The sequence below is a fragment of the Yersinia sp. 2545 StPb PI genome (genome assembly GCF_052217125.1).
Taxonomy (GTDB): domain Bacteria; phylum Pseudomonadota; class Gammaproteobacteria; order Enterobacterales; family Enterobacteriaceae; genus Yersinia; species Yersinia enterocolitica_E.
On the sequence record NZ_JAZGPY010000001.1, the window covers coordinates 2,299,743 to 2,315,765 of the forward strand.

Genomic DNA, 16,023 nt, shown 5'->3' on the forward strand with positions numbered 1-16,023 from the left:
AGTGCTTAATCTTGAGCAACGGACAGTGAGTAAAGGCTTTTTACCGGCCAACAGAAACGGAAACTGGCACCGCCTAATGAACTGGCATCGACGGAGATACTGCCTTGATAAGCCAGTGCGATGGAGTGAACAATCGCCAAGCCCAAGCCACAGCCTCCCGTTGCCCGGTCGCGGCTGGGATCGAGGCGAACAAAAGGCTCAAAAACGCGTGCGCGCTCTTCCAAAGGGATACCAGGCCCATCATCTTCAACTTGCAAGCAGGCGTTGTCACCATCAAACCATAATCCGATACGCAGTCGTTGAGTGGAATAGCGTAGCGCGTTATTAACCAGATTATCTAATACGCGCTCCATCAGACGCAGGTCAACAGCACCAAAGTCACCGCGATGGGGTATATCGAGTTCGATTTCCCGATCACTATGGATTAAGCGCATATCCACGACTTTTGCTGTTAACCAGGCGGGTAGGTCGATGGGTTCCAGATTAAGGGAAACCTGCGGGCGGTCCAATCGAGCGTAGGTCAGTAACTCATCAATCAGTGCTTCTAACTGGCCAATATCATGATTTAAAGCCAATTGTTCACTTTCTGTCAGGTTGTCACTCATCGCTAAACGATAGCGTAAACGCACGAGCGGTGTGCGGAGTTCATGAGCAATACCATCAATGAGTAATTTCTTGCTAACAATCAGAGTATTGATATTGTCAGCCATTTGATTAAACGCTACGCCTAAGCGGTTTAAACTGGACGTAGGATCAAAATGGGTTCGCTCGTCAAGATAGCCAGCCCCCAGTCGCTGAGCCGCATTCTCCAGTTTCAGTAGGTCTTTCCAGTGCGGGCGCATCCACAAGAATACTGGCAGCGCTAAGGACATACCAATCAGGATTAATAAGGCCAAGTCGAGCAGGCGCATTTGATGCAAATAAAATAAATAGGGGACTGGGCCGACAGCAAGAACGTAGTGACTGCGTGGGATACGTTGCAGGAAAGTATATTCATCATCTAACGCAATAATTTCACCGGCGCGCAGGCGTTTATTCAAACGCTCGCCGAGATCCCGTTTATCGAGAGGTTCTATATGCAACTGAAAGGAAAGATTTAAGTCCAGTGTAGCAATGGTTTTATTCCAATCCTTCAGGGGAATTTCCCGCAATTCACTGCGCATCAACGAAAGTGAACTTTTCATCAGGTCATCTAATGACTGCCTGCCAGCACGCTCTGCGGTGACTTTGTAAACCAAGCCAACCAGCATCGCCATCACCATAAAACAGACGAACAGCAATAAGAAAAACTGAATAAATAGCTTCCTCATTGTTGCACGGACTCCCAGGCATTGGGGGCGAATAAATAGCCTTTATTACGCACGGTTTTTATGCGAAATGGCTCGAAAGCATTGTCATAGAGTTTGCGCCGCAAACGCGAGATGGCAACGTCTATACTGCGGTCCATGCCGTCGTAGCTGACGCCGCGTAAATTTTTCAGTAGCGCTTCACGGTCCATTATTATTCCTGCATGGGTAGCTAACTCCCATAACAAATCAAAATCAGACGTGGATAATGTTATCTCTTCATCATTAAGATTAACTTGGCGGTTTACCGGATCGATACAGAGTAAGCCGAAATGAATCGCATTATGACCGGTAAATGGCGGACTAATGATCTCTTTGCTTTGTTGCTGATTATGCTGGCGAAGATGTAGCCGTAGGCGTGCTAGCAGTACTGCGGGTGGTGTGGTTTTGAGAATATAGTCATTTGCGCCCATTTCAAGCGACAGAATATGGTTCATATCACTGTCAAGCGAGGTCAGTAGCACAATCGGCCCCTCATAAACCGGCCGCAAATCACGACACAGCGTCATGCCATCTTTTCCTGGCAACATGATATCAAGCAATACCAAGTCCGGTTGTTGTTGTTCAATCACCGCCTGGGCCGTATCGCCACGGGGTTCTACAAACACATCAATGTCATGCTTACCCAGATAGGCAGCAATCAATTTTCCGACTTCCGGGTCGTCTTCCACAAAAACAATTTTGGTCATGTTTTTCAGTTTATAAAGGTGCCAGAATTCAGCATAGCGCGCAGTTGACAGCAATACTATGCATGTTATTTATTCCGCTTATCATTAATGCTGATGAGTGATTGCTAGACAACAGGTAAATCATTTCATTATATTAATAAAAGTGATTATATCGTCATCTCTATTTTGTTGCGCCTATCGTTTATATATCAATACTTACGATTAATGAATAGCTGTATCGATCAGCTGAGGACTGAGGGATGAGTGGCGAACACATTGGTGCGCCAGCGCACAGTGAAAAGGTTTGTTTCAATTACACGGAATTTTTAGCCGCATCATGCAAAAAACGGTGGAGTTTTATCGATGCGATTTATGGTGTTATGCCGATATTTGGCATGGTAGTAAAATCGCAGACTGAATCGGAAAAAACACCGCAAGAGCGGCTTAAAGCATTGGCCTTACAGGTATTATCTACCCAGCTTAATGACCAAACCAATATTGTTCGCTTGATTCGGCTAGCCGAACAACAGGGCATTACGGTGTTGGATATCCAGTTGCCTTACCCTTTGGATACTGATCAACTCGGTGAGATTAAACAAAAATTGCCGGAATCGATAAAATTAAACCAGCAGGGGGAGTGTTTATCGGTGGATTTGGCGGGAGCAGCTAATCATTAGTTAACAGACGATACTCAAACGGGCAAACTGAGGTAACGCGGTCAGCCCATTTGAGATCTTATTTTTCGCCGCTTTTATTCGGGCTTAATGCATCGCGAGCCAGGTTGCTGGAATAGTTGCAATCAACACCAGGCAGATAGCCGCTCGCTCCACGGTATTGAGTAATTTCAGCCCTTCATGCCCTTTGCGCGCATAAATAAATACCAATAATCCTGGGGCATATAACAGAACGGACAACAGCAGGTACACTAATCCGGCAGCATAAATTAACCACAAACCATACAAGCACGCGCCACTGGCAGCAACAATCAAACGCCAGTCATGACGCTTTAAGGCGACTTTAAATAAGAAGGCTCCCACGAGGAAATAGGGTACCAGAATCATTTCTGACGCAATTGTTAGTAAGGTATTGTAGTTGCTACCCGTCAGCCAAATCAGAATCAGAGCCACCTGTACTGCGCAGTTGGTTAACCACAAAGATTGTGCCGGTGCATTGTTTTTATTCTGATGGCGGAACATTTTGGGAAAAGCCCCGTGCTTAGCTGCAACCATCGGCACTTCAGCAGCCATAATGGTCCAGCTAAGATAAGCGCCACACACAGAAATAATGAGCCCAGTGGCAATGATGACTTCCCCCCAAGGGCCAATCATCTCGACCATAATTCCAGCCATCGACGGATTACGCATGCCTGCTAACTCAGCCCGCGGCACTACGCCAAGAGACAATAGGGTAATGAGCAAATAAACGCACAGGGCAGAAAGTACGGCTAACATGGTTGCCCGACCCACATCTTTTTTATTGCGTGCGCGGGCCGAAACAACGACTGCGCCTTCCACACCAATAAAGACCCAGAGCGTTATTAGCATGGTGTCCTTAACCTGCTGCCAGACCGGGGTATGCAGCGCGACACCACTAAAATCAAAACTGAAAGTATCAAGGCTGAATGCAAGTCCCGCCAACACAATAAAACCACCGATAGGCAGCAGTTTTGCCAAGGTGGCGGCCAGGTTAATACTGGCGGCGGTTTGGACACCGCGCAGAACCAGTGCATGCACCAACCATAGCAGGAAGGAGGCTCCCAGCAATGCCTGCCAAGTATTCCCTTCACCGAAGATAATGTGACCCGATTTATCAGTAAAGAAGCTTAATGCAGCAAAAACAATTACTAAGTAAGAGACATTAGCAATAACGGCGCATAGCCAGTAACCCCAGGCTGAGAAAAAACCGATAAGATCACCAAAGCCTTCTTTGGCATAGGTGAATATTCCGCCATCGAGATCAGGGCGCAAACGCGTCAGTAACAGCATGGCAAACGCCAGGAAGATGATCCCCACGCCGGTAATACTCCAGCCGATAAGCAGTGCCGCAGGGCTGGCAACTTCTGCCATATTTTGCGGTAAGCTGAAGACACCCGCTCCCAGCATTGAGCTAAGGACCAGCGCGGTTAGCGCAGTCAGGCCGAGTTTTTTTTCCAATTATGGATCCTGGTTTTGAAAGTATTAATGAATGGTTACTGACTTGTAAGCAGCATTATATGAGGAAAGATTATCGATAATTGACAGATAATAGCCCCAAATTTTTTGGGAGATTTTACGGAGTGGAACGCGATCATGCAATGATTGGTTATGCGATTTGGGCAAAAAATTATTCAGTCCGTACCAATAAGAAGCAGGACAACAGCAGACACATAAAAAAAGGCAGCACGGAGCTGCCCTTACAGTAACGATTTAAGCAAACTTATTTGAACAAGTCAGCGCTAACACTCAGGTTACCACCACTTTGGTTCTGCCACTGGCGAGTCACATGGTAATACTTCGCACCTTTTGCCGCAGCACGTTTAGCCACTTCATGAGATACGTCAGTCATGCTGTTGTAGTGACCGCTAAAGGTAATAGAATCAAACGGCACCATCTGTGCGGCTGTCGTGTTATTCAGCTCCTGAATTTGAGTACCATCATTCAGGGTGACAGTGTAACGTTTACCGGTTGATGATTGCGTTTCGAAGAAACGGCCCACATCAGCACTTGGCGTACCTGAAGAGGCAACACCTGGGATTTCAACGTTGGCAGCAGCTGCGCCACCGGCAGCCAGTGCCGCACGACCAGCATCAGAATCGGCAGGAATAACATCTGGGCTCTGGACAACACGTTTTGCCGCATCTGCTTTATAAACATATGCCGTAACAAACTGGTTGCCGCCTTGGTTTGCATCAACCTGACGTACGATAAAGAAGGAGTAAGCCCCTTTCTCTTTTGCCGCTTTTGAAATGGCATCGTTGATATCAGGCTGGCTGCGGAAGAAGCCACTAACAGAAACGGTATCATAAGGCTGAAGCGCGTAGGCTTCTGCTTTTGGCAATTCTTTCACATCATTAAAGACGCGATACTGGGTTTCTTTGCTCACTTCCGCGGCATCGTTATGATAAACATCGGCCGTTACACGCCAGTTGCCGCCATTATTGTTGCTGTTGATATCCTGAATATAGAAGGAGTCTGCACCCAATTTGTCAGCACGGCGGGATACCGCATCCGCTGCTTCATTTATTGCATTAAATCGGCCAGTAATAGTAATGCGATCAAATGGCTTAATGGCTGCTGCTTGCTCAGGCGCGAGTTCTTTTGCCGCTTGTGCAGCAGAAAGCGCGGTGAGTGATAGCAATGCCGATGCGATGATCGTGTATTTCAGCTTCATAAAAAATCCTTTCGCCTTGCGCATTAACGTTGATACGTGCGGAACAATTGATGTGTAACAGAATAGCAGATGATTATTACATGTAATAATGGCGGGTGTCTCAGCAATTTATATGACTTAGTATATCAATTCTGAAGATTAGCCCGCCGGTACTTTACAGCAATAATAGGGATAAGCTTTACGAATAATTGCTTTAACGTCATAAGTGCTGATTATTTACATTTGCTAACCTGATGCCGCGCCATTACTGGGCTGCCTCATTATTGTCCGGCTTGTTATTTTGGTGCAAAGTTGCAGGACAAGCCGCTAGTAAATATTATTTTTGTAGTGAATTATAGAGAGTTCTTTCCGCCTGCCAGTTTTAGTGCAAAAACTGCACCAGAAGCACATACAGATATGGATCATCAGTCACATTTTCAGTAGGTTATAGGGAGCTGTAGCAAAGCAGGTTTATCAGTAACCAAATAGAACTGAAGCATACCCAAATTAGTGGGTGTTGCCGGTAGGCTGCAAGCAAACGAATCCGACGTCAGTGGTTCGGGTGAGTGTAAGTCGCTAACGTCCCAGCAACGCCGAGTAAGATGGATATGGCAATACTCATCATCAAAGACAGGTAAAAAGGGAACATTATGCGTATTGGTGTACCAAAAGAGCGGTTGGCCAATGAAGCCCGTGTTGCAGCAACGCCGAAAACGGTGGAACAACTGCTGAAATTAGGCTTCACCGTGGCGATTGAAAGTGGAGCTGGTCACTTAGCCAGCTTCGACGATGCGGCGTACCAGGAAGCGGGTGCCACCATTACGGATACCACCGATGTGTGGCAATCCGACCTTATCCTCAAAGTGAATGCGCCCCTTGAGGAAGAAATTAGCCTGATGCGTGCTGGGAGTACGTTAGCCAGTTTTATCTGGCCAGCTCAAAACCCGGAATTACTGCAAAAGTTAGCGGAGCGTCAGGTAACCGTATTGGCCATGGATTCAGTGCCGCGCATATCTCGCGCGCAATCGATGGATGCGCTCAGTTCAATGGCCAATATAGCCGGCTATCGTGCCATTGTTGAAGCTGCCCATGAATTTGGTCGCTTCTTCACTGGGCAAATTACGGCCGCGGGTAAAGTTCCACCGGCGAAAGTGGTAATTATCGGGGCTGGGGTTGCAGGTTTGGCAGCCATCGGGGCGGCAGGGAGTATGGGTGCTATCGTGCGTGCATTCGACACCCGCCCAGAAGTAAAAGAACAAGTTCAGAGTATGGGTGCTGAATTCCTTGAGCTGGACTTTGAGGAAGAAGCGGGCAGTGGTGATGGTTACGCCAAAGTGATGTCTGACGCTTTTATCAAAGCCGAGATGGCACTGTTTGCCGCTCAAGCTGCTGAAGTGGACATCATTGTTACCACTGCACTGATTCCGGGTAAACCTGCTCCTCGGTTGATCACCAAAGAGATGGTGGCATCCATGAAGTCGGGCAGTGTGATTGTTGACCTGGCCGCGCAAACCGGTGGTAACTGTGAACTGACCGTCGCCGATAAAGTGACAGTGACAGACAATGGCGTAAAAATTATCGGCTATACCGATCTGCCTAGCCGTTTACCCACGCAGTCATCGCAACTTTACGGAACCAACTTGGTTAACTTGCTGAAATTACTCTGTAAAGAGAAAAATGGTGAGATAGATATTGATTTCGAAGATACCGTGATTCGCGGTGTAACCGTGGTCAAAACCGGTGAAATAACGTGGCCAGCGCCGCCTATTCAGGTATCAGCACAGCCTCAGGCGGCTAAAGCTGAACCTATTGTGAAAGAAGACGCCAAGCCTAGCTCGCCATGGCCGAAATACATCATTATGGCACTGGTCGTTGTGTTGTTTGGCTGGTTAGCAAATGTTGCTCCGAAAGAGTTTTTATCTCACTTTACGGTCTTTGCACTGGCGTGCGTAGTGGGTTATTACGTGGTGTGGAACGTCAGCCATGCACTACATACACCTTTAATGTCAGTCACTAACGCCATTTCAGGCATTATTGTCGTCGGTGCATTATTGCAGATTGGCCATGGCGGTTGGGTAAGCTTCTTATCCTTTATTGCCGTACTGATTGCCAGTATCAACATTTTTGGTGGCTTTACGGTCACCCAGCGCATGCTGAAAATGTTCCGTAAAAACTGAGTGGTATAAAACTCGGTGGGTATAAAAATAATGTCACACAAAAATATAGGGGTAACTGATGTCTAGTGGTCTCGTTACAGCTGCGTACATAGTTGCTGCGATTTTATTTATTTTCAGTTTGGCTGGGCTGTCGCGCCACGAAACATCCAAACAAGGTAACACTTTCGGTGTGACCGGTATGGCCATCGCGCTTATCGCCACCATCCTTGGGCCGGATTCAGGTAATGTTGCCTGGATCATCATTGCCATGGTGATTGGTGGCGCAATTGGTATCTATCTGGCGAAGAAAGTCGAAATGACTGAAATGCCAGAACTGGTTGCCATTTTGCACAGTTTCGTCGGTCTGGCAGCCGTTCTGGTTGGCTTTAACAGCTATCTGGATCACGGCCCGGTGGTGATGGACGCGGTGATGGTTAATATCCATCTGACTGAAGTCTTCTTAGGTATTTTTATCGGGGCAGTAACATTCACCGGTTCTATTGTTGCCTTTGGTAAGTTACGCGGGATTATCTCATCCAAACCACTGATGTTGCCACAACGCCATAAGTTGAATCTGGTGGCACTGGTTGTGTCATTCCTGCTGATGATTCTGTTCGTCAAAACCGACAGCGTTAGCTTACAAGTGGTCGCGTTGTTATTGATGACGGTGATTGCTTTGGGCTTTGGCTGGCACTTGGTGGCATCTATCGGTGGTGCTGACATGCCGGTTGTGGTCTCAATGCTGAACTCCTACTCCGGTTGGGCTGCGGCTGCGGCAGGTTTCATGTTGAGCAATGACCTGTTGATTGTAACGGGTGCCTTGGTCGGTTCTTCCGGTGCTATTCTGTCTTACATCATGTGTAAAGCGATGAATCGCTCATTTATCAGTGTGATCGCCGGTGGCTTTGGTACTGATGGTTCTTCAACCGGTAATGCTGAAGAAATGGGTGAATACCGTGAAACCACGGCTGAAGAAGTGGCTGACCTGCTGAAAAATGCTAGCTCAGTTATCATCACTCCGGGTTATGGCATGGCAGTGGCACAGGCACAATACCCCGTCGCTGAGATTACTGCAAAACTACAAGCGCGGGGCATCAAAGTCCGCTTTGGTATTCACCCGGTAGCTGGGCGTTTGCCAGGTCATATGAACGTGTTATTGGCTGAAGCCAAGGTCCCTTATGACGTAGTGCTGGAAATGGATGAAATCAATGATGATTTCCCAAGTACTGATGTCGTGTTGGTGATTGGTGCCAACGATACGGTTAACCCAGCAGCACTTGAAGACCCGCGTAGTCCGATTGCCGGCATGCCGGTGTTGGAAGTATGGAAAGCGCAAAGTGTTATTGCCTTTAAACGTTCAATGAATACCGGTTATGCTGGCGTGCAAAACCCATTGTTCTTTAAAGAAAATACCCAAATGTTGTTTGGCGATGCTAAAGACAGCGTAGAAGCAATTTTACGCGCATTGTAATTCGTTATTACGAATCGCAGATCAAGGGCCACCTATTTGGTGGCCCTTCTTTTTGATTTAATCAATGGGTGATGTCAGACAAGGGTTATTCAATCTCTTCCAGATCTTCATGGCCTTCTATCGGACAGGTAAATCCTTCGGGTTTAATTGCCAGTAAGTCACACTTAAGATGGTCGATCACATGTTCGGTAGTATTCCCAATAAAGGCGGCAGATAGCCCAGTACGCCCCAAGGTACCCAGAACAACCACCCCAGCCCGCAAGTGTTCAGCCAAATCAGGGATAACCTCTTCAGGGAGACCTTTTTCAACATGGGTGAATTTTTCATCAATGCCAAATTGCTGGCGTAATGCTTTCATCGCAACCAAATGCTGACCACGAATGGCATCGTTATAGACGCTCGGGTCAAAATCAGGCAATTCAATGGCGATATTAATCGGGGTTACCGGGTAGGCGCTGATCAGATGCACTGGCGTTTGATTGACATGTTCGGCTAACTCTCTGGTCTCTTTGACCAAACGGAGATTTAGTGGGTCATGGAGTGGATCTTCACTTGAGAGGTTAACGGCCACCAGCGCTGTGGCGCCTTCCGGCCAAGGTTGGTCTTTCACCATCCAGACTGGGCATGGGCACTTACGCAATAAATGCCAGTCGGTTGGGGTAAAGATAATCGACTCCAGGCGGTCGTGTTGATGCGCCATTTTTAACAACAAATCGTGCTTGGCGTTCAGGATTTCCTGAATAATGGCCTCATAGGGCCGATTATGCCATACCACTTTGATTTCAATTGGAATACCGGCATCAAGATAAAAGCGGCATTGCTCGCTTATCCATGCGGAACGTTGGCTGATAACCCCTTTACGCATTGCGGTACGCTCATCAGGCGACAGCAGGGTGGTCATATCATATGACAGATCATAAATAGCCAAAAATGCTTTGATTGTGCCGCCATTGCGCTGCACAAGGTAAACTGCACGTCTTAGTGCAGGTTGATCATCCTGATTGGGGTCAATAGCAACCAGAATATTCTGATACTTTGCCATAGAGTCTCCTTACAAACGTGAATTAACAGTATGTTAGTTAAAGAGTAAACCATGAAAGGGAAACAGGATAGGTGGCTGGGGGAAGCAGACCAATAAATTTTCAAGTTGCAGATTTGCTGACGGCTTGTGTTACTCGGTCGATCCTCAGACCTGGTCTCTACGAGGCCGTTACTTACCGCCGTCCTGCAACTTGAAATCTATCAGGTATTTATTATTCTGGTTTTGATCAGGTTACAGACTTGGTCTTGGATTACCCGCCAGTTTGGCCAGAGCTTCGGTATTCTCGATAGTAATGTACTTACCTTTCACACTCAGAATATCGCTTTTCTGGAAACGGCCCAGTAAACGGCTGATGGTTTCTACCGTCAGACCTAAATAGTTACCAATATCACCACGGGTCATCGTCAGGCGGAACTCACGTGGAGAGAAACCACGTTGAGCAAAACGGCGAGACAGATTATAGATAAAGGCCGCCAGACGCTCTTCTGCATTCTTTTTGGAAAGTAGCAAAATCATATCTTGGTCACCTTTGATCTCACCACTCATCAGGCGCATCATCTGCTGGCGCAGATTTGGCATTTTGCCGGATAAATCGTCCAACGTATCAAACGGGATTTCACAAACCATGGATGTTTCCAGAGCTTGTGCGAAGCTCGGATGCTGCAAATTGCTGATAGCGTCAAAACCGACTAAATCACCCGCCAGATGGAAACCGGTGATTTGCTCATCACCTTCTTCGGTAATGGTGTAGCTTTTAATGGTCCCGGAACGGATGGCATACAGGGATTTGAGTTCATCACCCGCTTTAAACAGCGCCTGTCCTTTCTGAATAGGTTTCTTCCTTTCAATGATATTGTCGAGCTGATCCAGCTCGTTTTCATTTAAGGTAAACGGAATACAGAGCTGGCTAATACTGCAATCCTGACAGTGAATTGCACAACCACCAGACTGGATACGTCGGATTACGCGTTTTTCCGGGATCATAGGGTATTCCCATTAATATTGATATGCGTCAATTTTAACATCTTTTCTTGCGTCTGATAAGAGCAACAATAGTTAGCGTGCTAAAAGATAACCCTCATGCATTAATAACCAGCGTTTTCTCTCCACTCCACCGGCATATCCTGTCAATGCACCTTGTTGCCCAATGACCCGATGACAAGGGACAACAATTGAAATAGGGTTCAATCCATTCGCCATCCCGACAGCCCGCGAAGCGGTAGGGCGGTTGATTCGTTTTGCTAACTCGCCATAAGTAATCGTTTCGCCACAGGGGATTTTTCGCAGCTCCTGCCAGACTTGACGCTGAAAATCAGTCCCAGCGGTTTTAACCGGTAAATTATCAATAATGCTCAGGTCACCAGCAAAATAGCGTTGCATACTGTCACTTAGCCCACCGGGATTGCGTTCTTCAACCAATGTAAACGCGCCCTGGCCGTAATGGTTGCCTAGCAACTTCATCAGACGCTCGTAGTGGTCAGTCCAATCGATGGCACGTAGCCGGTTTTCTTGGTCTGCGATCAGTAACAGTTCACCTTGTGGAGTTGCCATCCGATCAATAAAAAACGTTTCCATAAGTCTCCGCTATGCTGCTGTTGGTTGTAGACAGTTTTGCCGATAATGATTGCCTGAAATATGGCATCAAAAGATACCTACTGTGGCGATAATCGCATAACCAAGAAAATTTAGGTATAAATTCGGGGTGGGCGAACCCAACATTAGCGGCTAGGATGATAGCTTATTGATTACGAAAGCCCTTGTTTGTGAGTATTAACTGTTGTGACGACTGATACTTACGATTGCCACTTCATGCCAGGTACTAACTCCATGTCAAATATCATTTTGTCTCCTTTATTACGTGATGGCGATCCTCAGTCAGTTGTTATCGAGCGCCCGCACAGCCAATCACCATTTATCTTACTGGCCGACCATGCCGGTCAACGGATACCGGTTCAACTTGGTGATTTGGGGTTACCCTCAGGAGAAATTGACCGCCACATCGGTTGGGATATAGGTTCATTGGCAATGGCGCGGTTACTTAGCCAGTATCTGGATGCAACCTTGATTCATCAGCAGTATTCGCGATTGGTGATTGATTGCAATCGCACGCCGGGAATCGCCAGTTCGATCCCTGAAATTTCCGAGCACACACGGATCCCGCGCAATATTGGTGTCACCGTAGCAGAGGCTGAAGCGCGCCGGGTTGAGGTATTCCAGCCTTATCATGATTTGATTACACAAACGCTGAATCAACGTCGTGATAGCGGCCAGATGAGCGTGATCCTCTCCATGCACAGTTTTACACCGTCGTTTAAAAACATCGCGCGCCCCTGGCAGATTGGTACCTTGTTTCATCGTAATCCTGAGTTTGCTTTGCAACTGGTTTCATTGTTACAGCAAGAAGGTGACCTGCACGTCGGGATTAACGAACCTTATGCCATGACGGATGCAACAGATTTCACGTTACCCTTCCACGCAGAACAGCGGCAGTTACCTTATGTGGGTATTGAGATTCGTCAGGATCTTATTACGCATCAAGCAGGTCAGGCGCTCTGGGCGAGCCGTTTGGCGCGACTGTTGCCGCAGGTGTTAGCGGCATTGAATTATGCAAAATAAGCAACAATGCCATTTATTGACATGAAAATTATCTGTTCTGCAACAATTATCAACGCACGCTCATGACCAACAGCCATTAATTGGTTATTATCAGCATAATCATCATTTTTTATTCGCTGCATAATATTAAGGTTGATAATTACGTGGAACCAAAACCTGCGCGCATTCTGATCAGTGCCTGTTTAATGGGAAAACCGGTACGTTATAACGGCAGTGCCCTGTCTGTTAGCGATGAAATTATTCAACGCTGGCAGGATGAGGGGCGACTGGTCCTTATTTGCCCTGAATTATCCGCAGGTATGCCGGTACCGCGTCCGCCTGCCGAAATTCAGCAAGGTAACGGCGAGGCGGTGTTGCAAGGGCTGGCGCGGGTGACCGAGCAGTGGGGCAATGATGTTAGCCGGGAGTTTTTGCAAGGGGCTTATCAGGCTCTGGAGTTGGCGCAAAAGCACAGCTGCACAGTAGCAATTTTGACCGAAGGGAGTCCATCTTGTGGGAGCAGCCGCATCTATGATGGTCATTTTAGCGGCACCCAGCGCACAGGACAGGGAGTCACCACGGCGTTATTGCGCCGCCACGGAATAACCGTTTTCAGCCATCATCAGCTTAAACAGGCGGATGATTTTTTGCGAAGTTCTTCACAAGTCAAGGTTGAAAATTAACCGAGTGTCATAAAATCTCGCTATACTGTATAAATGTACAGTTGTGGCGTAAAGTCGCATTTTTGGTCACTTCATCTTTCTTGAAACCATTAAGTCGAGGTAGCGATATGACATTTAAGATAGTAGAAAAGCAACCGCAGCAAATAGTCAGTATTCGGCTGGTCGGCCCTTATCACGAGACTATCCCGCAAGGCTTTAACCAACTTTCTTCACTCTATACTCAGTACCAAATCCCTGGGAAAGAGTGGTTGGCTCTTTACTGGGACAATCCTGAGACTAATCCTCCTGCTGAGCTACGGGCTGACATATCCTTGTCTGTGGCTGACGATTATGTGTTGCCCGCAGAACTCAGTGATCAACTACAACTACAAGTGATTCCCGGGGGGTTGTATGCGGTGTATCACACCAGGGTAACGGATGATGATTATGCCAAAGCCTGGAGCGAGTTGTATAACCAGCATCTGCCACAAAGTGGTTATCGTTCGGTAGAAGGTGCGTGTTATGAGGTTTACCTCAATGACGGCATAACTGATGGTTATTTTGATATCGATATCTGTCAATCGGTTGAAAAAGCACAATAATGAGTGGCGGCTGTGCCGGTTGGTGCGGCTGCCTATCGTGGCAACATTGATTCAGGATAGGCGTACCGGCGTATTATCACTTTATCTCGGTGGCAAGAAATAACTGGCTCAACCAGTCACTAAAAATACGTACTCGAGGGGAAAGCTGGCGGTTGTGAGGATACAGGAACGAGACTGGCATCGGGGGTGGTGCGTATTTTGGTAGTATCTCAACCAAGGTGCCAGCGATTAAGTCAGATTCGATATGGTAACGAGGCACTTGAATAATACCCAATCCAAGACGTGCGGCTGCTACAAAGCTTTCTGCACCACTGACTGATAGAACAGTCGGTAATTTTACTTGCTGCGTTTTAGTAGATGATGACGAAGCAGAGGGTAGATATGCGCTTTCTGTTATTACCCTGGAGGACGCTGCTTTATTATAACCTGTTGTTTTATCGGGGCTAAGGGTGCTGTCAGTGCCAAATTCCAGTGGCATCAGGCTACCGGTTGCGCTAGAACGAAAACCTACCATCTGATGACCTGATAATTGGTCCAACCGGAGTGGGGTACCCTGTCGTTGTAAATATTGCGGTGCAGCACAGGTGACTTGTGGCAACAACGCCACTCGGCGGGCGACCATATCGCTGTCTTGTAAATTACCTACACGTAGCACCCCGTCAATACCTTCTCGAATAAGGTCGACCAAGCGGTCACCTTCACTGATAAATAACTCAATGTCAGGATATTGAGCAATAAAATCAGGTAATTGTGGCAAGACGAAATGGCGGGCTAACGTGCCCTGTACATCAATTCGTAACAAACCTCGTGGCTTGGCATTGGCAAAGGCCATTTCAGCATCTTCAATATCAGCAATAATACGCAGACAGCGCTGGTAGTAAGCTCCACCATCCAGAGTAGGGCTAACATGTCGGGTAGTTCGCTGCAATAAGCGCACATTTAAACGCTTTTCGAGCTGTTTAATGGCATCTGTCACTGTAGATCGCGGTAGATTTAAATCTTGGGAGGTTTGGGTAAAACTGCGTTGTTCCACTACCCTGATAAATACCCGCATTGCATCAATTCGGTCCACGTGATTGTTCGCTTTATTCGGATAGTGTTAACGAATAATAGATGATTATCCGAAACGATAAAAGTGGCATTCTCTGTTTGCGGGCGGTTAAACATAGCATGCTCCACTTGCTGGATAGCAATCAATGCATCGTCACAAACGATAAAATACACATCGAGGAGAAAATCATGGTGAATACAACCGGGCAGGTTGCCATTGTAACCGGAGCATCACGTGGTATTGGCGCAGCAATTGCTGAGCGTTTGGCTCAGGAGGGGTATACCGTTCTGATCAATTATGCCCGGAGTGACATTGAGGCGGAAACACTGGTGCGCAAAATTCAACAAGCGGGCGGAAATGCAGTGAGTGCGAAGGGGGATATCAGTGATGCCGCAGCGGTTGCACAGTTATTTTCTCAAGCAGAAGCTGCGTTTGGCGGGGTTGATGTCTTGGTCAACAATGCTGGAATTCTATCTCTCAGTGCCATTGCAGACAGTGATGATGAACACTTTGACCGCCAGATCGCCATTAACCTGAAAGGGAGCTTTAACGGGATGCGTGAAGCGGCAAAGCGTTTGAAAGATGGCGGCCGCATCGTAAACTTTTCAACCAGTGTTGTCGGGCTGAAACTGGAAAAATACGGTGTTTATGCTGCAACCAAAGCGGCGGTTGAAACCATGACAGCTATTCTGGCGAAAGAGTTGCGGGGGCGTAATATCACCGTTAATGCTGTGGCTCCTGGGCCGACGGCAACCTCGCTCTTCCTTGATGGTAAATCACCCGAATTAATTGAAAAAATGGCGAAAATGGCGCCACTAGAAAGATTAGGAACGCCAGAGGATATTGCAGCAGCCGTGGCTTTTCTGGTTGGAAAAGACGGTGGCTGGATTAATGGGCAAGTTTTACGCGCCAACGGTGGCCTGATTTAGCCTGTGGTGAACGCGTGGAAAGGTCAGGGGAGCCTGCATTGTCAGAGATAACAATTAATCGCGACTGTCATAAAAGCGTCATTCGCTTGTTCTAGTATCCGTTGTAACCAATCAATACAAATTGTATTACTGTTTTACAACAAGGAATTATAC

At 47.2% G+C, this 16,023-nt stretch carries 16 protein-coding genes; 8 read left to right on the forward strand and 8 right to left on the reverse strand.

Going from position 1 to position 16,023, the window contains the following annotated elements:
• Positions 1–5 precede the first annotated feature (5 nt).
• Both rstB and rstA read right to left on the reverse strand, forming a co-directional pair.
• Positions 6–1,310 (reverse strand): two-component system sensor histidine kinase RstB, encoded by a 1,305-nt coding sequence (gene rstB, locus V1955_RS10695; protein WP_083158795.1) that lies wholly within the window; start codon positions 1,308–1,310, stop codon positions 6–8.
• Positions 1,307–2,035, reverse strand: coding sequence for a two-component system response regulator RstA (rstA, locus tag V1955_RS10700; protein ID WP_083163624.1), 729 nt, complete (start codon positions 2,033–2,035; stop codon positions 1,307–1,309). The genes rstB and rstA overlap by 4 nt, the downstream gene beginning before the upstream one ends.
• Positions 2,036–2,274: 239 nt before the next feature.
• Between rstA and V1955_RS10705 the strand changes: the two genes are divergently transcribed.
• Complete coding sequence (locus V1955_RS10705; RefSeq protein WP_083158796.1) at positions 2,275–2,691, forward strand: hypothetical protein; 417 nt, start codon at positions 2,275–2,277, stop codon at positions 2,689–2,691.
• 84 nt (positions 2,692–2,775) lie between these two features.
• On the opposite strand, the gene V1955_RS10710 is transcribed toward V1955_RS10705, so the two are convergent.
• Both V1955_RS10710 and ydgH read right to left on the reverse strand, forming a co-directional pair.
• Positions 2,776–4,167, reverse strand: a complete 1,392-nt coding sequence (locus tag V1955_RS10710) for an amino acid permease (RefSeq protein WP_083158797.1) — start codon at positions 4,165–4,167, stop codon at positions 2,776–2,778.
• 262 nt (positions 4,168–4,429) lie between these two features.
• Positions 4,430–5,383 (reverse strand): DUF1471 family protein YdgH, encoded by a 954-nt coding sequence (ydgH, locus tag V1955_RS10715; RefSeq protein ID WP_083158798.1) that lies wholly within the window; start codon positions 5,381–5,383, stop codon positions 4,430–4,432.
• 243 nt (positions 5,384–5,626) lie between these two features.
• On the opposite strand from ydgH, the gene V1955_RS10720 reads away from it, so the two are divergent.
• The 3 genes from V1955_RS10720 (at position 5,627) to pntB (ending at position 8,989) form a co-directional block, all read left to right on the forward strand.
• Positions 5,627–5,806, forward strand: a complete 180-nt coding sequence (locus tag V1955_RS10720; protein WP_083158799.1) for a hypothetical protein — start codon at positions 5,627–5,629, stop codon at positions 5,804–5,806.
• Positions 5,807–6,012: 206 nt separating this feature from the next.
• On the forward strand, positions 6,013–7,539 hold the full coding sequence (gene pntA, locus V1955_RS10725) for a Re/Si-specific NAD(P)(+) transhydrogenase subunit alpha (protein ID WP_083158800.1): 1,527 nt from the start codon (positions 6,013–6,015) through the stop codon (positions 7,537–7,539).
• Between the two features lie 58 nt (positions 7,540–7,597).
• On the forward strand, positions 7,598–8,989 hold the full coding sequence (gene pntB, locus V1955_RS10730) for a Re/Si-specific NAD(P)(+) transhydrogenase subunit beta (protein WP_083158801.1): 1,392 nt from the start codon (positions 7,598–7,600) through the stop codon (positions 8,987–8,989).
• An 85-nt stretch (positions 8,990–9,074) separates the two neighbouring features.
• Here the strand turns inward: pntB and uspE are convergent, their stop codons facing one another.
• The 3 genes from uspE to ogt form a co-directional block, all read right to left on the reverse strand.
• A complete protein-coding gene (gene uspE / locus V1955_RS10735) occupies positions 9,075–10,031 on the reverse strand; it encodes a universal stress protein UspE (RefSeq protein WP_083158802.1) in 957 nt (318 codons plus the stop codon).
• 231 nt (positions 10,032–10,262) lie between these two features.
• Positions 10,263–11,015: an FNR family transcription factor gene (locus tag V1955_RS10740; protein ID WP_004390269.1), complete on the reverse strand. Its 753-nt coding sequence runs from the start codon at positions 11,013–11,015 to the stop codon at positions 10,263–10,265.
• A gap of 72 nt (positions 11,016–11,087) precedes the next feature.
• Positions 11,088–11,606 carry a methylated-DNA--[protein]-cysteine S-methyltransferase gene (ogt, locus tag V1955_RS10745; RefSeq protein ID WP_083158803.1) on the reverse strand — a complete coding sequence of 173 codons (519 nt, stop codon included), beginning with the start codon at positions 11,604–11,606 and terminating at the stop codon, positions 11,088–11,090.
• A gap of 252 nt (positions 11,607–11,858) precedes the next feature.
• On the opposite strand from ogt, the gene V1955_RS10750 reads away from it, so the two are divergent.
• The 3 genes from V1955_RS10750 (at position 11,859) to sbmC (ending at position 13,890) form a co-directional block, all read left to right on the forward strand.
• The gene (locus V1955_RS10750; protein WP_442820875.1) at positions 11,859–12,647 is read left to right on the forward strand and encodes an N-formylglutamate amidohydrolase; all 789 of its coding nucleotides are present in this window, start codon (positions 11,859–11,861) and stop codon (positions 12,645–12,647) included.
• A gap of 143 nt (positions 12,648–12,790) precedes the next feature.
• Entirely contained in the window at positions 12,791–13,309 is a 519-nt protein-coding gene (locus V1955_RS10755; protein WP_372569208.1) for a DUF523 domain-containing protein, read from the forward strand.
• A gap of 107 nt (positions 13,310–13,416) precedes the next feature.
• Positions 13,417–13,890: a DNA gyrase inhibitor SbmC gene (gene sbmC, locus V1955_RS10760; protein WP_102970405.1), complete on the forward strand. Its 474-nt coding sequence runs from the start codon at positions 13,417–13,419 to the stop codon at positions 13,888–13,890.
• Positions 13,891–13,966: 76 nt separating this feature from the next.
• Here the strand turns inward: sbmC and V1955_RS10765 are convergent, their stop codons facing one another.
• Complete coding sequence (locus V1955_RS10765) at positions 13,967–14,962, reverse strand: LysR family transcriptional regulator (RefSeq protein ID WP_442820876.1); 996 nt, start codon at positions 14,960–14,962, stop codon at positions 13,967–13,969.
• Between the two features lie 167 nt (positions 14,963–15,129).
• Between V1955_RS10765 and V1955_RS10770 the strand changes: the two genes are divergently transcribed.
• Entirely contained in the window at positions 15,130–15,870 is a 741-nt protein-coding gene (locus V1955_RS10770) for an SDR family oxidoreductase (protein ID WP_372559059.1), read from the forward strand.
• The last annotated feature ends 153 nt before the right edge of the window (positions 15,871–16,023 follow it).